General features: G+C 54.3%; 16 protein-coding genes. 8 read left to right on the top strand and 8 right to left on the bottom strand.

Annotated elements, in window-relative coordinates; all coding sequences use genetic code 11:
- Positions 1–361: 361 nt before the first annotated feature.
- Positions 362–1,768, bottom strand: coding sequence for a heavy metal sensor histidine kinase (locus tag ACPRTJ_RS10320; protein ID WP_060519764.1), 1,407 nt, complete (start codon positions 1,766–1,768; stop codon positions 362–364).
- On the bottom strand, positions 1,768–2,445 hold the full coding sequence (locus ACPRTJ_RS10315) for a heavy metal response regulator transcription factor (protein WP_426428774.1): 678 nt from the start codon (positions 2,443–2,445) through the stop codon (positions 1,768–1,770). The genes ACPRTJ_RS10320 and ACPRTJ_RS10315 overlap by 1 nt, the downstream gene beginning before the upstream one ends.
- A gap of 165 nt (positions 2,446–2,610) precedes the next feature.
- Between ACPRTJ_RS10315 and ACPRTJ_RS10310 the strand changes: the two genes are divergently transcribed.
- The 6 genes from ACPRTJ_RS10310 (at position 2,611) to ACPRTJ_RS10285 (ending at position 7,593) form a co-directional block, all read left to right on the top strand.
- Complete coding sequence (locus ACPRTJ_RS10310; RefSeq protein WP_060519770.1) at positions 2,611–2,817, top strand: co-regulatory protein PtrA N-terminal domain-containing protein; 207 nt, start codon at positions 2,611–2,613, stop codon at positions 2,815–2,817.
- A gap of 181 nt (positions 2,818–2,998) precedes the next feature.
- Positions 2,999–4,912 (top strand): copper resistance system multicopper oxidase, encoded by a 1,914-nt coding sequence (locus ACPRTJ_RS10305; protein WP_060519772.1) that lies wholly within the window; start codon positions 2,999–3,001, stop codon positions 4,910–4,912.
- Positions 4,913–4,926: 14 nt separating this feature from the next.
- Positions 4,927–5,250 (top strand): hypothetical protein, encoded by a 324-nt coding sequence (locus ACPRTJ_RS10300; protein WP_019470286.1) that lies wholly within the window; start codon positions 4,927–4,929, stop codon positions 5,248–5,250.
- A complete protein-coding gene (locus ACPRTJ_RS10295) occupies positions 5,240–6,355 on the top strand; it encodes a copper resistance protein B (RefSeq protein ID WP_060519774.1) in 1,116 nt (371 codons plus the stop codon). The genes ACPRTJ_RS10300 and ACPRTJ_RS10295 overlap by 11 nt, the downstream gene beginning before the upstream one ends.
- Before the next feature lie 10 nt (positions 6,356–6,365).
- The gene (locus tag ACPRTJ_RS10290; RefSeq protein WP_060519775.1) at positions 6,366–7,148 is read left to right on the top strand and encodes a c-type cytochrome; all 783 of its coding nucleotides are present in this window, start codon (positions 6,366–6,368) and stop codon (positions 7,146–7,148) included.
- Complete coding sequence (locus ACPRTJ_RS10285; RefSeq protein WP_060519778.1) at positions 7,138–7,593, top strand: DUF411 domain-containing protein; 456 nt, start codon at positions 7,138–7,140, stop codon at positions 7,591–7,593. Before ACPRTJ_RS10290 ends, ACPRTJ_RS10285 begins: the two co-directional genes overlap by 11 nt.
- Before the next feature lie 105 nt (positions 7,594–7,698).
- Here ACPRTJ_RS10285 and ACPRTJ_RS10280 read toward each other — a convergent pair whose 3' ends face one another.
- Positions 7,699–7,887, bottom strand: coding sequence for an AbrB/MazE/SpoVT family DNA-binding domain-containing protein (locus tag ACPRTJ_RS10280; RefSeq protein WP_060519780.1), 189 nt, complete (start codon positions 7,885–7,887; stop codon positions 7,699–7,701).
- 503 nt (positions 7,888–8,390) lie between these two features.
- On the opposite strand from ACPRTJ_RS10280, the gene ACPRTJ_RS10275 reads away from it, so the two are divergent.
- Entirely contained in the window at positions 8,391–9,131 is a 741-nt protein-coding gene (locus tag ACPRTJ_RS10275) for a hypothetical protein (protein ID WP_197864294.1), read from the top strand.
- Here ACPRTJ_RS10275 and ACPRTJ_RS10270 read toward each other — a convergent pair.
- From ACPRTJ_RS10270 to ACPRTJ_RS10250, 5 genes are all read right to left on the bottom strand, one after another.
- Positions 9,088–9,564: a DUF488 family protein gene (locus tag ACPRTJ_RS10270; RefSeq protein ID WP_060519784.1), complete on the bottom strand. Its 477-nt coding sequence runs from the start codon at positions 9,562–9,564 to the stop codon at positions 9,088–9,090. The two genes, ACPRTJ_RS10275 and ACPRTJ_RS10270, sit on opposite strands and share 44 nt — an antisense overlap.
- Before the next feature lie 193 nt (positions 9,565–9,757).
- Entirely contained in the window at positions 9,758–11,056 is a 1,299-nt protein-coding gene (locus ACPRTJ_RS10265) for a HEPN/Toprim-associated domain-containing protein (protein ID WP_060519785.1), read from the bottom strand.
- A 264-nt stretch (positions 11,057–11,320) separates the two neighbouring features.
- Positions 11,321–12,652 carry a hypothetical protein gene (locus ACPRTJ_RS10260; RefSeq protein WP_060519786.1) on the bottom strand — a complete coding sequence of 444 codons (1,332 nt, stop codon included), beginning with the start codon at positions 12,650–12,652 and terminating at the stop codon, positions 11,321–11,323.
- A complete protein-coding gene (locus tag ACPRTJ_RS10255; protein WP_165961575.1) occupies positions 12,649–14,658 on the bottom strand; it encodes a transposase in 2,010 nt (669 codons plus the stop codon). Before ACPRTJ_RS10255 ends, ACPRTJ_RS10260 begins: the two co-directional genes overlap by 4 nt.
- Complete coding sequence (locus tag ACPRTJ_RS10250) at positions 14,655–15,617, bottom strand: hypothetical protein (RefSeq protein WP_426428768.1); 963 nt, start codon at positions 15,615–15,617, stop codon at positions 14,655–14,657. The genes ACPRTJ_RS10255 and ACPRTJ_RS10250 overlap by 4 nt, the downstream gene beginning before the upstream one ends.
- A 629-nt stretch (positions 15,618–16,246) precedes the next feature.
- Here ACPRTJ_RS10250 and ACPRTJ_RS10245 point away from each other — a divergent pair.
- Positions 16,247–17,881, top strand: coding sequence for a TnsD family Tn7-like transposition protein (locus ACPRTJ_RS10245; RefSeq protein WP_082422064.1), 1,635 nt, complete (start codon positions 16,247–16,249; stop codon positions 17,879–17,881).
- Positions 17,882–17,901 lie beyond the last annotated feature (20 nt).

Below are 17,901 nucleotides of genomic sequence, written 5' to 3'. Positions count from 1 at the left end.
GATCGGGGGGAGAGCCTGTCGCTATGCCTACCGCGTAGGTATCGGCAGGTCGTGGCTTGGCAAAGGTCAGCCCAGGCGTCAGGAAGCTGAGCTGCACTGTGCTAGCAGTCCTGCACTCCTGGCCGACCTTGCAGGATTTGGCGTGATCGCCGGCCTTGCCCAGGTCTTGGTCCTGGCAGCAGTCATGATCCATACCCGCCATCATTTCCATGCCCATGGTCTGCATTGGGCAAGGTTCAGTCGCCGAATCGATGCCCGCCATCCCGTTAAGCGGAAGCGCCACGATAAGCATCAGGATGGTGAGCAGTCGAATGAACCGATTCATGATGGGCGAGTATAGATTACCGGGATGAGTTCAGCATTAAGGGGTTGGGGCTGCACTAACCCACCGCTTAGAGGCTGGGAGACTGATGAAGAAGGTTGTGACACCCTCCGCTGAAGTACACCAGATTCGTCCGCTATGAGCCTCGATGATAGAGCGGGTTATCGACAGACCCAGGCCTGCATTGCTTGGGCCGCCTTCGCGCCTGGCTGGATCGGCTCGATAGAATCGGTCGAAGATCTTGCCAATGTGCTGGGAATCGATGATTACCCCGCTGTTACGCACGGAAAGCGTCACGCTTTCAGGCGTCTGCTCGATTCGCACTGATATCTCGTTACCTTCCGGGGTGTAGCGCAACGCGTTGGATAGAAGGTTGGAAAGCGCTCGGTCAATCATCAGGCGATCGCCACGAACCTTACCCTGCCCGTGTAGGGTCAGCTGGATGCCTTGATCCTCAGCCAGGAACTGGTAGTACTCGAACAGCTTGGAAACGAGGTCGGAGAGCTCCACATCAATCTGCTCAGGGACGATCAGACCGTTATCCGCCTTGGCGAGGAACAGCATGTCGTCGATCATGCGCGACATACGCTTGAGGTCTTCCAGGTTCGAATAGAGGTTCTCCTCATAGGCATCCAGGTCACGCTTCTTGGTGAGCACCACTTCAGTATGGGTCAGAAGGTTGCTGACTGGCGTTCTCAACTCGTGAGCGATATCGGCAGAGAAGTTGGACAACCGAACGAATGCATCCTCCAACCGTCCCAGCATCCCGTTGAAAGACAGGATGAGCTCCTGAAGCTCTAGCGGCACGGGCTCCAGGGGAATGCGCTCGCGGAGCGATCTTGCCGACATCCCGGTGGCCACTTTGGTGATTTGCCCAACAGGCCGAAGCCCACTCTTGGCCACGACCCAACCCAAGCCTGCGCTTACAATCGCGCTGATCACCAGGCCAATTCCGAACCACCATTGCAGGGTGACAAAGAAATGGGCGTGAGTGGTGACATCGAGCATCAGCACGGCCGTCACCGGTTCCGGCTCGCCTGCAATGGTCAGCTGGGCGGTAATGCCGCGAAAGTTCTGCGATTCATCCTGCCATTCCCAGACCGCACCCCGGTGCGCCTGCTCGAACCGCTGGGGAATTTGGGAGGCTTTGGGGTCTGAAAACAGGACCGTACCGTCAGCCTTGGTGATTTTCGCCGACAAATCCTGATGTGCGCCGAGCAATGCCCGCAGCTGCTGCTCCTGATCGTGGAGCCCGCCTCGCGCTGCTGAGATGGACAGGATATGACGCGTTGACTCCAGCTTTTCGGAAAGCGCCTGCTCATCCAGCATCCGGAAATGGTGCTGGCTGAGCCCGTAGAAAGCCACCCCGGCAACCACCAGGACAGCAGTCACTGCGAACATGAACATCAGGGTCAGTCGCTTGACGAGCGATGATTGCGGGCGCATCACTCGGGCACATCCATCATGTAGCCCATGCCTCGGGCGGTATGGATGAGCTTTGGCGCGAAGTCGTCATCTATTTTGGCCCGCAGTCGGCGAATCGCTACCTCAATCACGTTGGTGTCACTGTCGAAGTTCATGTCCCAGACCTGAGAAGCGATCAGCGACTTGGGGAGCACCTCGCCGCGTCGGCGCATGAGCAGCTCCAGCAGGGAAAACTCCTTTGCGGTAAGGTCGATCCGCTTGCCGTTTCGCGTAGCTCGACGCTTGAGCAGGTCTACCTCAAGGTCTGCCATCTTCATGGTGGTTTGAGCAGCACCACCGTTGCCTCTGCGCAACAACGTGCGAACCCGAGCCAGCAGCTCCGAGAACGCAAAGGGCTTCACCAGGTAGTCATCAGCGCCCAGTTCCAAACCTTTCACGCGGTCGTCTACGCAGTCTCGGGCCGTCAAGAAAAGAACCGGCACATCCTGACCCGCCGCACGGATCTTGCGCAGGACATCCCAGCCATCGAGCCCCGGCATCATCACGTCGAGTATCAGCAAGTCATACGCTTCGCTCTGTGCCTGTTGCAGGGCGTCAGTGCCTGTCATCACCCGGTCAACGGTGAAGCCAGCTTCTGTCAGACCTTGCTGGAGGTAGACACCGGTTTTTGGCTCATCTTCGGCTACGAGTAATTTCATCTGCTCTCATCCACGCGGGGTGCATCTCCAGTTTGCAGGAAAAAAGACGCCCAACCAGAAGCTGACGGAAAAGTAATGTCGAGATCAGTTTTCTGACAGCACCGCGAAGCTAACTTGACCCTGTACCTGACGCCATGAGGCGCAGAACCCACTGAGGATCTCCAGATGAACATGGTCAAAGCAATTGTGATGGTCGTTACCTTCGGCATGGCAGGCATCGCCCTGGCAGAGGGCGGCGCGGACCGGACCTTTGCGCGGATGGAAGCGGCTCGCCAAAGCTCCATGCAGGCATTCCAAGTTGCGCAGGAGAAGAAAGAGCAGGCGCCAGTTGCCGCCCAGTCCAGCAAGCATGCCGGCCACGAAAGCTGCTGATCCCAGCTTACAGAAATGTAATCACCCCGGAATCTGAACTATGGCAGTTTCAGACTACGGCCTCTCATCAGCCTCGCGCAGTGACGAAAGTCTACGAGACTGGTGAGAGCTCCAATGAACCCAAGGGCTGCCCCATCGAGCAGCCTGGATATCAGCGATCTACCTGACTGGACGCAACGGCATGCAAAGCAAAACCACGAGACGATCTTTCGTCAAAGGCCTGGCCGCTACCGGACTTCTGGGTGGGCTCGGCATGTGGCGCGCGCCGGTCTGGGCCGTGACCAGCCCTGGCCAACCGAACGTGCTGAGCGGCACGGACTTCGATCTGTATATCGGCGAACTCCCCGTCAATATCACGGGTGCAGCTCGCACGGCCATGGCCATCAACGGTTCGGTGCCAGGGCCGATCCTGCGATGGCGCGAAGGCGACACCGTGACACTGCGCGTACGCAACCGGCTGAAACAAGACACCTCCATTCACTGGCACGGCATCATCCTGCCCGCCAACATGGACGGTGTGCCGGGCTTGAGCTTCCACGGCATCGCTCCCGATGGCATGTACGAATACAAGTTCAAGGTCCACCAGAACGGCACCTACTGGTATCACAGCCACTCAGGCTTCCAGGAACAGTCCGGGGTCTATGGGGCGTTGGTGATCGATGCCAAGGATCCGGAGCCGTTTGTGTACGACCGTGATTACGTCGTCATGCTCAGCGATTGGACGGATGAAGACCCGGCGCGGGTGCTCTCCAAACTCAAGAAGCAATCTGACTACTACAACTTCCACAAGCGCACTGTTAGCGACTTCGTTGACGATGTGAGCGAGAAAGGCTGGTCGGCCGCTGTAGCGGATCGGAAGATGTGGGCTGAAATGAAGATGAGCCCCACCGACCTCGCTGACGTGAGCGGGTATACCTACACCTACCTCATGAACGGCCAGGCTCCGAACGGCAACTGGACGGGTATCTTCAAGCCCGGCGAGAAGATCCGCCTGCGCTTTATCAACGGCTCGGCCATGACCTATTTCGATGTCCGGATTCCTGGGCTCAAGATGACGGTTGTGGCTGCCGACGGCCAGTACGTCAAACCCGTATCGGTCGATGAGTTCCGGATCGCCGTTGCCGAAACCTACGATGTCATCGTCGAACCTGAAAACGAGCAGGCCTATACAATCTTCGCGCAATCCATGGACCGTACCGGGTACTCCCGAGGCACCCTGGCAGTTCGTGAAGGCTTGCAAGCGCCCGTGCCGGAGGTAGATCCACGCCCGATCATCGCCATGAGCGATATGGGCATGGACCACGGCAGCATGGGCGGAATGGATCACGGCGGCATGGCTGGCATGGACCAGGGGAACATGGCCGGGATGGATCACAGCAAGATGGCTGGGATGGACCATGGCAGCATGGCCGGCATGGACCACAGCAAGATGGCTGGAATGGACCATAGCAGCATGGCCGGCATGGACCACAGCAAGATGGCTGGAATGGACCATAGCAACATGGCCGGCATGGATCACAGCACGATGGCTGGGATGAGTCATGAGGGCATGGCCGGCATGAGCGGTGCAATGCAGAGCCATCCGGCTTCCGAGACAAACAACCCGTTGGTCGATATGCAGACCATGTCGCCGACCCCGAAGCTGAACGATCCGGGAATTGGCCTGCGCAACAACGGGCGCCGAGTGCTGACCTACGCCGATTTGCGGAGCACCTTCATCGATCCCGATGGTCGAGAGCCTGGACGCACAATCGAACTGCACCTTACCGGCCACATGGAGAAGTTCGCGTGGTCGTTCGACGGTATCAAATTCTCTGATGCTGAACCGCTGCGGTTGAAATATGGCGAGCGTCTTCGCATCACCTTGGTCAACGACACCATGATGACTCACCCCATCCATCTCCACGGTATGTGGAGTGATCTGGAGGACGAGAACGGCAACTTCATGGTTCGCAAGCACACCATCGACATGCCACCTGGCTCAAAACGAAGCTATCGCGTCACCGCAGATGCCTTGGGACGTTGGGCCTATCACTGTCACCTACTGTTCCACATGGAAATGGGCATGTTCCGAGAAGTCCGTGTGGACGAATGAGCTGGAGATTTGAGATGAGCAAACCAATGAAACGAAGCGCCTTTTTCCTCTCTGCTGCGATGGTCGGCATGTTGGCTGTTTATGCCCCGTCGTCGTGGTCCAGCGACAACCATGATCAGCATTCCCAGAAATCTACCGAGGCCGGTAAAGCCAAAGGTTCGCAGGACAAGCAGGGTCAGGGGATGAACCATGAAGGCATGGACCATGGGTCCATGGAAAGTATGGACCACGGCTCGATGAAGGGGATGGACCATGGCTCGATGGAAGGCATGGACCACGACAAAATGATGGAATCGCATGGCAGCGACAAAGCTAAGGCAGGGAAAGATGGTCAATAGCCTTGGGCGGCCTTCGCTGCTGGCCCTGACTGTTTCAATCGGCATGCTGGGCGTAACGCCCAGCTTCGCCGCTGAAGAAATGGATCACTCGGGCATGGATCATTCGAAAATGGGGCACGGTTCCATGCAAATGGATGCTGTTCCGTCCGAATCGATGCCGGCGATGGATCACAGCAAGATGGGGGTGAGCAAACAGCAGAAACAGCCTGCCCCTGTTGATCACAGCCAGATGGAGCATGCTCAAAGCCAGAGCAAATCCAGCCCGGTGGACCATAGCAAGATGGACCACAGCAAAATGGGCCATGGAAACATGAAGGGCATGGATCACGGTTCGATGAAGGGCATGGACCATTCCCAGATGAATCATGGTTCAGCGATTTCTCCGACCACAACGAGTCGCACGCCGATTCCAGTGCTCACTGATGCCGACCGCGAGGCAGCCTTTCCGCCTTTGGGTGGCCACCAGGTGCACGACAGCGGAATCAACAGCTTCTTCCTGTTGGACCAGCTCGAATACCAAGACGCCGATGAGGGCAGCACCCTGGCCTGGGACGCATCAGGCTGGGTAGGCGGCGACATCAATCGACTCTGGGTTCGCTCGGAAGGCGAGCGCACCAATGGGGTAACCGAAGACGCTGAGCTGCAACTGCTATACGGGCGCTCGGTCAGTCCTTGGTGGGACGTGGTCGCCGGAGTCCGTCAGGATTTCAAACCGGAATCACCGCAGACCTGGGCAGCCTTTGGTATTCAGGGCATGGCCTTGTATGACTTCGAGGCCGAAGCTACGGCGTTCATCGGCGAGAACGGCCAGACTGCTGCGCGTCTTGAAGGCGAATACGACATCCTGCTGACCAATCGCTTGATTTTGCAGCCCACGGCCGAGGCGAACTTCTATGGCAAGAACGATCCTGAGCGCGGTGTTGGATCGGGTCTGGCCAATACCGAAGTCGGGCTGCGTCTACGGTATGAAATCGTCCGCCAGTTTGCCCCGTACATAGGCGTTACCTGGAGCCGCTCCTACGGCAACACCGCTGACTTCATCCGAGACGAGGGTGGAGATGTTGATGAGGCACGCTTCGTTGCCGGTATCAGGATGTGGTTCTGAGAATTCCAACATGAAAAGAACAATTACAACGCTGCTTGTGGCCGGTGCTGTCGGAAGTGCTGCGGTATTGGGCACCGCGTATTTCGGCTTGGTGAATGTCGGCGCCGATGATCCTCACTTCCCGGCTGTCCATTCGTTTCTCGCCATGGCTCGCGACCGGTCGATTGAGGTTCGAGCGCGAGACATTGAAGTGCCTGACCTGAAGAACGCTGCGTTGATCAAGGCAGGCGCAGGCAACTACAACGCCATGTGCATTGGGTGCCACCTCGCCCCTGGCGTTGGAAAGACAGAACTTAGCCAAGCGCTATACCCGTCGCCACCTGACCTCACCAAGGTGGGTGTCGGAGGCGAACCGGCTGCCGCATTCTGGACGATCAAGCACGGCATCAAAGCCACCGGCATGCCCGCTTGGGGCAAGAGCATGGGTGATGAGTACATCTGGGGAATAGTCGCGTTCCTGGATCAACTTCCCGAAATGAATCCCGAGCAGTACAAGGCTTTGGTGGCCACGAGCGGTGGCCATCAGCACGGCGGCGGCGAAAGCGATATGCATAACCATGAGGGCCAGCACGGCGGGAGCGGGCATGCCGAGCATGGCGATCACGACGAAGCGGCAGACAACGATCATGCCCAGGCAGCTCACGACCATGGAGCTCCACCCGCAGGCGCCACCCAAGCGGCAGATCATCACGGTGACCACAATGCGGCCGAAGCCCATTCGGACGCCCACCCGAAATCGTCGACAAAGACGCATGTTCACAAAGACGGTAAGGAGCACACTCATGCCAACTAACCGGATACTCGTTCGTCTAGCCGCTATCGCTGGGCTGCTGGTGACCTCAGCGGCCTACGCTGCCGAGCCTTTGTCCATCGACGTTCACCGAGACGCGAACTGCGGTTGCTGCAAGAAATGGATCGCGCACTTGGAAGCCAATAGTTTCAAAGTGACCGACCATATTGAGACGGACATGAGCGCAGTGAAACAGAAGCTGGGCGTAGCGCCACGGTTAGCGTCCTGCCACACAGCCGTGATTGATGGAAAGTTTGTTGAAGGTCACGTGCCAGCTGAGCAGATTCGAGAACTCAAGGAGCGGAACGATCTGGTCGGGATCGCCGTGCCAGGAATGCCAGCTGGATCCCCAGGCATGGAGGTTGATGGCGTAAGCCATGCCTACCAAGTCATTGGGTTAACCAAAAGCGGCGCGGACCTAGTAGTCGCCAACTATCCAGCCAAATAACGCACCGACCAGAAGGACGGCAGTAGGCTGACTGCCGTCCCATGTATCCCCGCTAGAAAGCTTCATCAGCTCAACACGACGACACAGAGGGCCTGCAACGCGTAGCTAATCAGATTCGCGGCGCTCGCGGACTGGCTTGAGTACGATATCGCCGTTGATGAGCTCTATGGAGAGTCTGTCGCCCGTCGTGACCCCGAGCTCGCGCAGAATGTCGTCAGGTAATTCCACAATCACATCGCCGGAGCCGTCGCCGGGATCCAGGCACTTTACCGTGGTGCGCGCTGATTCAGTCATTGGGCTCTCCTGCCAGAGCTACCAGTCCCCATCATACTCCAGCAGCCATGCAAGCGGTGATTTGCTCAAGCAGCTTTGCAAATGCCATTTTGTTGGAGTGTTCAGTACGCCGGAAGCCCCTTGCGACTGAGCTAGATCCCATCGACGAACATCGAAAGGGGCCGCAACCCCAAACGGTGCGTAGCTCGTCCGCTTCAATCGGACGGCAAGTTCGTGCCGAAGCTGCGTTCAATCTTTCTGCGGTGCAGCCCGGTTAGGCAATCCCTAGCAGCAGCTATGCCTGAATTGCTCGCTCTTGGTGATGACGCTCAGTGGCAGCCGCACATGGATGAGGTTTGTCGGGACAGGGCGATATCATATGGCCAGTTTACGCTCTGGTCGCTACAGTATCAGCAGTACAATAAGGACGTGCCTGTATGAGAAGGAAAGCTCGCATACTAATCCTATGCAAAACATACCCGTCACCCAGCGCTGCCTATACAGAGACTTCGTGCGTTGCGGGGATGGACGAGGCAGGCAATCTGATCCGTCTTTACCCTGTACCGTTCCGCCTGGTCACTGATGATCAACGATTTTCAAAGTGGCAGTGGATCGAAGCCTCCATCGAAAAAAGCTCCAACGATCACCGACCTGAAAGCCATAAGATTGGCGTGGATACGATTCAGCCCCAAGACATTATTCCAACCTCGAAAGCGTGGATTCGAAGGAGGGAAATGCTTAGCAAGCTGCCCATCTACGACAGTTTTGAGGCTCTGGAGCAGGCTCGACAGAATTCCAATGTCACGCTCGGCTTGATCAAGCCTGAGCGAATTATTGGATTAGAGATCCGTAAAGCCGCGTCAGAAAGCTGGACTGATGAGGAGCTTGAAAAACTGGAGAGACTGCAGCGCCAGCCCGGTTTATTCGATCAGGACGATGTCAAAGCCAGCATCAAGCGCCTAGAGAAGGTGCCCTTCGATTTCTACTACAGCTATGAGTCAGTACTTGATGGTGAGGTAAAGATTTATAAGCACAAGATCGTAGACTGGGAGGCAAGCCAGCTGTACAGAAACATGCGCCGAGCTCATGGGCCTAACGGCTGGGAAGCGCCGTTTCGACAGAAGCTGGAGGTCGAGTTACCAGGAAAAGATCTTATGCTTCTAATGGGAACGATTCATCGATTTCCGCAACAGTGGCTTATCATCAGTCTCATCTATCCACCTAAGCAACCGCCCGAAGCAAATCAGCAAATTTCTCTATTTTGAGAGGCAGATGCCGCGTATCCAGGGATGAATCCAATTCACTCGCAGCCTCGGCGATAAGGCTGCGGTGACAAAAATTCGCGTCAGCTTCGTAGCAAACCATACAAATGCGCTGGCTTGAGGCATCAGCTGTCAGGTTCTCCAGAAGGTCCATCCGGGTACGGATGTAAGCCCTGAAGTCGCGCGCATAGACCCCCCAATCGCCATCGACCTTATAGCGGTTTCGAATCGGTTTTGGGCAACCCAAGGGAGGGGAATGCTCGTAGGCAATTCCTGCATCCGCCAAGCACTGGGCGAAAGCCTTCTTGGAGAAACCAGGCTTTCTGGACAGAGGGTACTCGCGAACGTCCAGAACCTTGTCGATCTGAGCTTGCTTAAGACGAGCGATGAAGGCGTCGATAGACAACCCTTCATAGCCTGCGGTGTAGATCGCCATGTGAAATCTCCCAGCGGCTTCCTGCGGCTGTTCTGCAAATAAATGAGAGACTATACCATTCTAGCCATGCTGTACCCCATGGGCATTGGATGGATGGCCATCTCCAAGAGGTAGCGACGAGCGGATGGTAGGGGCCAGAAATCATCTCGGTCCGCGTTAGGTGGAAGCGCCTTCGCCGAGAGGCTATTGAGGTTTAGGACTTCGAATAGAGCATCGCAGCAGCCAAACCAGTGCATTCCTCAAGAAGCGCCGCTATCACGGATCGGAGCTTACTCGCGTCATACACACCTGATTCAACATCCTCCTGAGTGGTTTCATAAAACGCCTTTGCGTAGCTATCTTTGAAATCGAGGGCGCCCTGATAAATACCTAACGACTCCTTGTAATTCGTCCAGGTCACCTGCGCTGGGGGTCGCCCCTTAAGATTGAGATCGAGATAGCACTCGATAGCGGCCGCGCAGCCGTTGATGTCAGCGTTGGCAACACCACACGGGCCTTTCGCCGGAAACTCGCGCAGCTCGTCCAAGTCAGGAAGAACCATAGCTTTCATGTTCACTGGGAATTGAAAGCGTTTGAGTAGATTTTTATAGGTATCCACTCCTTCGGCGTCGTTATCGAACAGGAAGACCACGCGATTGTGAACATCAATTTTGACCAGTCCCTCGGCGAACTTGGACAGATTACCTGTACCGGAAAATGGGTGACGCTCCTCGATGTCAATGAATCGAAAAAAATCCTCGATGTCCGGGCGGAGCAGCGCCAGACCCCGCTTCAGAATGTGGGTATCAGAAGTGCCTTCAGTCGCTATCAAATAGGTCTGGGTCCGACGTGCGTTCCCAATGAAATCCTCATTTTTAGCCCATCCTGCATCCACAAAATTGCCGTAATCCCAGACGACATCTTCACCTAGATTAGCGGGGTTTTCGGCAAGGATTCGCAGAGTTGCATATGGGCTCAGAAATCCTAACATTGAGCCGAAATGGCTGCGCTCGGAGTAGCCTCCGATGTCTCGATCAAACACTCCCGTCGGGAGTAGAGATGCCGCTGGATCAGCCGCAAAGCGGCCCCGGCCCTGTGCATGATCGGAATCGTAGCTGGCGACATAGTCGCTTTTTAGGTCTCGCAATGCGTACGCTTTGATGAAGTCGATAAATTGATCGAAAGTCAAACGGTCGGATCGACGCTCACCTGGCAGGTATTCCTCGAACTGGTCTCTGTCGAGCACGACCTGATTTTCGTATTCCGACCTCACCGCCGCCAATGTGTATCCGAGCAGCTCCAACCGTGACACCATCGAACCAAGTGTCCGGCAAAAACACAGCTCCATTTGCTCCAGACTTTCAGGGCTATGAGCGTAGTCGTAGTCGATGCCCTCGTGCCGACGGTACTGGCGGTCGGACTCTTGATAGAGCATCCCGTGATCCATGCCCATATAGCCAGTGTTGTATGTGAGATCGAGGCTACCCACAGACAGCGTAATTGGTGTGCTCATAAGATCTTTGTACCTGGAGTTAACTGTCTAACGCCAATGCATGACGCGAATCTGGACATGCTTGTACTGGCACGTGATAGCACATTTCAGCGGCGTCGGAGATGCATCCGAGCTCAGGTGCTCTATCCTGGTGTACCTGCCCCTCGCTAACTCAGGCGTGTAAACCTGTTTTTTTCACTGTAAACCACTCTGGTTAACAGTGAAAAAAATAGGTTTACACGCCAGCAATCATAGGGCCCGCGAACGGAATTCTTCGCCACACCATCACTTGGGTTTGGGGTCCTTGTCGTCCTCCATCAAGGCAAAGAAAGCTTTGGCCTGCTCTTCCTCGGAGAGCTCCTCAACCGGAGTCCGCCGCGGGCGCGCAGTCGGCTTCTGCAGAGCATTCGCTGAGGCATCAAGTTGCTTTTTTACAGATCGTTCCGACGCAGTGAGCGATGAGTCGAAAACCTTCTGGGTGACTCGGTCCTGCCGTTCAGCTCGCGCAAATTTCACTACGTTGGACGTGAACGCGGCTGGCAGGTCAAACGGACACCGCAGGTCTGGATGCTGTTTGGACACCCGACCACCCAGAGCCAATTTTTGAAGGTGTTCGACCTGTTTGGCACTGGACGTGTAAGCCGCTGAGCGGTAAGCATGGCCGATGTCTTGAAGGGAGGCCGCATGACGGCCTGCACTGCGGCACTCAATGTACGCCTGCTTCAACAACTCCACCGCCAGGCGCTTGATACCGAAGGTGCAACGGTAAATTTCCCTTGCCAATTCACCCTGATTACCGCGAATCGCGCCATTGCCCACGCGAACACATTCATCAATGAAAGCTTTCCAGTCGGAACTGCCAGGCTCATCGGGAAGCATGATTCTTGGGTCCGTCAGCAAGCGCTGCTGATCCTCATTGTTTCTCTCAAACAACTTGTGACCCAAGCTGTAATTGCACACGTAGACCATTGGCGGACCGATACCAGCCATGTTCAAGAGGATATCGGTAACCTTCGCTGCACCAAGCCCCTTTTGGATGTACTGCATTTCATCCAGGATGACTAACGATACCCCATCACGATTCGCCCTACGCCGGCATTCACTCAGCAGCTCAGCAACGGTCAGTCGCGACAGAGGCAACTCAACGAACTCTCGAAGAAGGGCCTTAGCATTGGTGGTACCTCGGGCGCTTGCATACCAATGCGACCGCAACGGTAGCTCACCCTGGAAGTGATCGCAGGACAGATCAACGGGGCCAGGCAGAACCTTGCGCAGCGCAGCAATGGTCTGGCTCTTCCCAACCCCTGCAAGCCCTGTAAAACACACCGGCACAGCATCGACTGCAGGTGCTTCATAGAGCCCTCGGGCGTACTCGCGCTCAGAAGAGAACAATGCTCGCGCATGCAGCGCTGCGCGCCCCACCATCTCCTGGATGAACTCAATCGTAAATGCGTTGGGAATGAACGATTCACGCAATGCTTGAGACAGCACCTCTGCCGCCAACCGAGGTTCAATTTCGTACAGACTTTCCAATGGCTCAGGTCGACGCGTGATGATCTGGCGGACCTGATCAGCCGTTTGGCAGCCGTCGAACCAACTCGCAATGGCCTCATTCATTTGGCTTTACCTCGGAATCGATCATAGTCATCTGTATCTCGCTGCGCAGATGCCGATTTAGGTGGTCGACCAATTCTTCTCACGCCACCTTTACACTCTTCACCGGTATCTTCTTTGAATCTATCATCGTGAAATTGATGAATTGCCGGCATCTCATTACGAAGCAAAGTTTGAGATTTTCGCCTTAAGGCATCTAGTGACTGAAGATCACGTAATGATATGTCCCGATCACCGTCAACGGTCCTTTGCGTCGTTACAAAGTCCAGTTCGAACAGTGTGCCTCCTACCTCAATCCATATATGCCGAACGCACATAGTCAGTACATATACATCAACTTCAATAACGCTGCTCCTAGCAACTCGATCAAATATCCCGGTATTGATCAAATCAACAGACCTATACTTGCGCCCGTACAGATAGACTGCGTCTTGACGTACAACGGCCGGGTGCACAGACAGGAAGCTCTTTATGGCAACCTCTTGCTGCATCCCGATTGCAGAATTACGGAAGCGGCTGTCCCAGTAATTCCAGATACCCAGCGGGGTGGGCTTTATTCCGCACCAATACATTTCGGTTTCCATGCGGCCACTTGCGTCAGACGACCGGTTGTCTTTCAGGACTTGGTGAATCTCCCTGCGGGCCATTTGGACAAAATTCAGTGTGCTATGAACATAGGTGGGTTGATCGAGGTCGGATTTTGCTCGCGGGTGCGATGACTCAACCGTAGCTTTAGACTGGCCAGAAAAAACTGGCGTATTTTCAAGTGTGCCTAGCCAGTGGATCTCAGGCTCCGTGTCCAGGGCTGCTGCAGGACCTCGATCAAACACCAGCCCACCTGCCAAGCCTTCGCAGGGCCACCAGTCCGGTTTGATGGTTACTCCGAAAAGCCCACAAAACCATACTTTGTCGACAGCCATGGAAAACAGACACATCCGATAAGCTTCTTTGGTTTCTTTACCTTCGGCAAATCCAATGCCAACCACCATTCCGGACAATCCACACACGGCACGAACGACGCAAAATCCGTCAACGGGGCTACCCTCTGTCAGGCCCGAAAGTTTTTCAACTATGTAGTAACCATCAAACTCGACCTGCTGATTTAGATTCGTCAAGCGTTCTGAGAAACTGCCCAAACTGCCGCTCTGGTCGCGGGTCTTTTGTTTACCTCTTACGCCAATAGATTTCTCTTTAGCGCTAACTTGTTGTTCGATGCAGTAACGCACTTGGTCAATAGTTGGAAATGGGTGCCCTTTACGATTGATGAAAAATGCTACTCCATTTCGTTCAACGGAAACGCAACCAAATTCCTCTGTAAGGATTTTTCGGTAAACTTGACTATATGTTTTGTCAGCGGAACGGAACCTAAGATACGCAGAAAGGATTCTTTCCCTCATGGCGCTATCGGCCCGGTAACCCCACTCTTTGCCATTGGGTGATGGCCGGCCCAGCCTGCGTAATTTCCCCGGCCCCTCCCTGTCCCACCTCCCGATGCGGTGCAGGGGAGGCATGAGAGCCCACTTGTTTTGTCCAAAAGTAATGTAAGTGTAGAACCACAACCTCAAGCGAGCTGCATTTTGCTGAGGCGACTGGCTTTTGGCATGAGCGTTAATTACAGCGTCCGGATCGTCACTGGCTAGAACCTCCTGGAGACGAACCATCAGGCCTGAGATAGCCAGAAAACGGCGGTTGACCTTTTGGTCGTAGGTTTCCTTAGCAGAAACCCGCTTCGTTTCACGATCTGAAATTGCGATCCCCTTAATCGGTTCCAGCCATGGCGGAAATTTGTCCGTCTCCCCTGACGCCAGCAGCGCACCCGCTTCGAGCGCTTCTTCGAACTCGAACCTTGTGAGGGTGATCAAGGTGGTGCGCACGTCTTTCGCTAGATCACTGAACTCCACCAAGCGCACCCGGTTGTGGACCGCATCACTGTTCAGGAAATGGTAATAGTGGCCTTTGACAAGGCTCCGATAACCTTCAGGCGCAAATAACCTAGCGCCCGTGATCACGGCTCAATCTCCAAGAAAAATTTGCCGTAGGCTGCCAGCAGATTACCACCGTCGGTATCGAGAGGATGGTCGATCAGAATCGGCTTGAAGAAATTTACTGGCAGCTTTCGGTCCCAGATGTCTTGGTAGACCTTCGCAATAAACTGGTCACGCTTACCCCATCGGGCTGCATACCGGTAAATGATGGGGTGGATCAAGGCCCCAGCATGCACAGCGCCCTCAATCTCAGCGCTAAACTCCCTGAGCAGCTCGGGGTCGTGGGTCAGCGGCAAGCCATGCATCGGAAATAGCAGATCGAGATTGCCCATGACGATCGGGTCCAGACGATCCAAAGACATTTGCACGGTCCTGATACCGCCGCTTGCGTAATGCAGTTGCTCTAGGGCTGTGCGTAGCTCAGCATGATCACGGTCCTTTTTTTGCTGATTAGGGGTCTTGGCTGCTGAGTAGCGCCTCTCGCTGAAGGCATGAGCTTGATCCTTCACCGTCCAATTGACCGCGTAGGGTTTCCCATCTGAACCCATCAAATACAGTAAAAGGTCCCCCTGATAGGGAAAGGGCATTCTCTGTCGGCTACCAGCTTTAGTGGTAATCACCACCTGGTGATGCTTGAAGCCAATTTGCTTGGCAATTTCCATCGTCCCAGTGACAGGATGAGAAAAATGTCCTTTGGTGAGTGGATGCCCGTGCAATGGATGCGGGGCGTGATATGGCCACAGCATCTTCTGCTCGTGAATATCGAGCAGCTGAGGATGGAAGAGCGCGAGCTGTGCGAACACCGCTTCTGGGGTGGACAGCGAGTGAATCGCACGGCCGAGCTTCCGGCTATTCATTCTGCTGATACGAGAGCCCTTAGGGGCTTCTCGTGGAACCGCTAAAATCGAAGGCGTGTAGATATCGCCCCACGCGAAGTGAGCTTGTCGGCTCCTGATGAGGGCAAATCTCTCCTGCAAAGTCATCAATACAGTCCAATGTCTACGGACCTAGGATCGTCATCCAGCCTGGGGATAATTTGCTGGATGCCCCTATAGCCCTTGCCTCCCGGGCGTACCCAAGAGTGCGGGTTGTGGATAACGCTCACCTTCTTGTGGATGAACGAAGCCCTGCAGGACTTGACGTCCCGCATGTTCGGAATAGACAATGGAAAGGTCAGGTCGCTAAATTCTGACTTATCCACAGAGGCCCAAGGTCGCACTTGGGCCTTTGTCTATCTGAATTCTAGCGCTAATTAACTAGTCAGATTTCATTCAATACTTCCTTATTATTCATACGTGTTAAGAATCTAGGACATAGTTAGCAGCTATCTGCAATGGATTCGCTGGGTGTACACGTATCTGTGTGCACATTTTAAAGCGCTTCGCTTAGCAGGGTATGTTACCGCCGTGGTTAACAGGGTGACAACTGAAAAGTCATCCCTCTCTGGGTCGCGACTGGATTCAAAATTGTCCAGCTTGGGTCATTATCTAGATCAACCGTGCGCCTCACACCCATCGGATATATATCTTCACCCCCTTATCTCAACTGATAATTTAAGGGTTTAGCCCCAATCAAATAAAATGTTGAAAACGACAAGCGTTTGGTGAGGGAAATGGCTGATTCTGCAAATGCATCTGTCCCTGTCGTTCGATGGCTACCGGATGAGACCTTTTTCAGTATTTGTTGTCGTCAGCATCGTTTTATGTGCCACGTTACTAAGGCTAGCACCACTGCATGGCTATTTGGTGAGGGATCAAGTAGTGTGCAGCATGACTTTCCTAGCAGACTAAACTCTTTGCCCCAAAAAGCCAAAGAAGTATGGGGAAGCCCATTCAACATCATTACAGAACATACGATATTGCCGTTGTTTTTTCCTTTTCAATCCAAGGAAAGAATTGACGACGTCTTTCATACAGTTTCAAACAATTCTTTGGGCACCTTAAAATATCGCCTGGGTCTGGTGACCGGTCGCTTTGGCGCAGAGCACCCATTGAAAGCATGCCTCGAATGTTTAAGGGAAGACCGTATCAATCATGGGGTCGCCTACTGGCACCTGTCCCATCAGTATCCAGGCGTCACGTTATGCCCTAAGCACGGAACTCTCATCAGGATTTGCTCGGCCAACCGGCAGTGGTCGGACTCTGCGCACTGGGTATTACCTGCCGAGCACCTAATAGCGAGCGTTGCAGAGCAGCCCGTATGCCCGACAGTGGTACAAACCCTCAAGCGTTTAGGACACTCAGTGATTGAGTTAGCCAAGCTAGGCATTTCTGAGCAATTTCGTCCAGAAAATGTCACGGCTGCTTATAACGAAGCTATTCGTCGCCTCTCAGTCAATACAGAAGCATGCTTTGATGCCCAAGCAGACCTAGCTTCGTTCGCTTCACAACTGCAACCGTATCTTCCACTGGCCTCGCTTCCGACCACTCCAAAGAGAGCTGAAACTTTTATACAGAGTCTGACCCGTACACCGCGCGTTTACTCCCATCCGCTCAAACATCTGATTTTGATCACCTGTATATTCGGCGAGTTTGCGCCGTTTTTATGTGCGTTAAAAAGATTTCAGTCTCCAGGGGATCAGGAAACCCCAGTACAGTCTCCAGACCACGGAAGACGAGCAGTAGGCGATAAAGCAGCACACCGATTTAAAGGTCAGGAAATCAGGGATAGAGTCTTCAAAAAACTGAAGCCTAAAAAGCTGAAACCCGAGCTTCGGGAACAAATCTTGGGTTGCTTGGGCAAAGGAGTGGAGAAACATTCCATAGCGGAACGATATGACGTTTCGGTTTCTACAATAAACAGGATCCTAAGTGCTGATCCTCTACTGATGGCTGCTTGGACAACTCAGCGCAGGGAGCTACTGCTACACAATCACCGTGCGGAGTGGGTTAGCGCCATCGGCATGAATCCAGACGCCAGTCCGAAAAGCCTGAGATCAATGCTCCCCAAGGTCTATCAATGGCTATACCGGAACGATAATGACTGGTTGATGGCTCAAACTAAGCGGATGCCAAGTGGTCGCGTAGGCAACAATCAAAAAATCGATTGGAGTGCTCGCGACAGGCAACTATGCGAATCAATTGAATTGAGCATTCAAAGACTGAAATACTCGGCCACGAATTTCCCTGTTCGAGCTAGTCATATTTTCGCGTTGGTGCCCACACTGCATCGGTGCCTAGAAAAAAGGAATCGCTACCCAGAAGCACGAAACCTACTAGAAATTGTTACCCAATCGACCAAGACTTAACATGCAAGTGCAGCAACGCT

This window comes from Pseudomonas palmensis (assembly GCF_049942755.1).
Classification (GTDB): Bacteria; Pseudomonadota; Gammaproteobacteria; order Pseudomonadales; family Pseudomonadaceae; genus Aquipseudomonas; species Aquipseudomonas palmensis.
This window is presented reverse-complemented; position numbering and strand designations above follow the sequence as displayed.

What these genes read in the sequence shown, in the direction of transcription:
- ACPRTJ_RS10320 (WP_060519764.1), bottom strand. Translation starts at nt 1,768, where the DNA reads ATGCGCCCGCAATCATCGCTCGTCAAGCGACTGACCCTGATGTTCATG.
- ACPRTJ_RS10315 (WP_426428774.1), bottom strand. Translation starts at nt 2,445, where the DNA reads ATGAAATTACTCGTAGCCGAAGATGAGCCAAAAACCGGTGTCTACCTC.
- ACPRTJ_RS10310 (WP_060519770.1), top strand. Translation starts at nt 2,611, where the DNA reads ATGAACATGGTCAAAGCAATTGTGATGGTCGTTACCTTCGGCATGGCA.
- ACPRTJ_RS10305 (WP_060519772.1), top strand. Translation starts at nt 2,999, where the DNA reads ATGCAAAGCAAAACCACGAGACGATCTTTCGTCAAAGGCCTGGCCGCT.
- ACPRTJ_RS10300 (WP_019470286.1), top strand. Translation starts at nt 4,927, where the DNA reads ATGAGCAAACCAATGAAACGAAGCGCCTTTTTCCTCTCTGCTGCGATG.
- ACPRTJ_RS10295 (WP_060519774.1), top strand. Translation starts at nt 5,240, where the DNA reads ATGGTCAATAGCCTTGGGCGGCCTTCGCTGCTGGCCCTGACTGTTTCA.
- ACPRTJ_RS10290 (WP_060519775.1), top strand. Translation starts at nt 6,366, where the DNA reads ATGAAAAGAACAATTACAACGCTGCTTGTGGCCGGTGCTGTCGGAAGT.
- ACPRTJ_RS10285 (WP_060519778.1), top strand. Translation starts at nt 7,138, where the DNA reads ATGCCAACTAACCGGATACTCGTTCGTCTAGCCGCTATCGCTGGGCTG.
- ACPRTJ_RS10280 (WP_060519780.1), bottom strand. Translation starts at nt 7,887, where the DNA reads ATGACTGAATCAGCGCGCACCACGGTAAAGTGCCTGGATCCCGGCGAC.
- ACPRTJ_RS10275 (WP_197864294.1), top strand. Translation starts at nt 8,391, where the DNA reads ATGGACGAGGCAGGCAATCTGATCCGTCTTTACCCTGTACCGTTCCGC.
- ACPRTJ_RS10270 (WP_060519784.1), bottom strand. Translation starts at nt 9,564, where the DNA reads ATGGCGATCTACACCGCAGGCTATGAAGGGTTGTCTATCGACGCCTTC.
- ACPRTJ_RS10265 (WP_060519785.1), bottom strand. Translation starts at nt 11,056, where the DNA reads ATGAGCACACCAATTACGCTGTCTGTGGGTAGCCTCGATCTCACATAC.
- ACPRTJ_RS10260 (WP_060519786.1), bottom strand. Translation starts at nt 12,652, where the DNA reads ATGAATGAGGCCATTGCGAGTTGGTTCGACGGCTGCCAAACGGCTGAT.
- ACPRTJ_RS10250 (WP_426428768.1), bottom strand. Translation starts at nt 15,617, where the DNA reads ATGACTTTGCAGGAGAGATTTGCCCTCATCAGGAGCCGACAAGCTCAC.
- ACPRTJ_RS10245 (WP_082422064.1), top strand. Translation starts at nt 16,247, where the DNA reads ATGGCTGATTCTGCAAATGCATCTGTCCCTGTCGTTCGATGGCTACCG.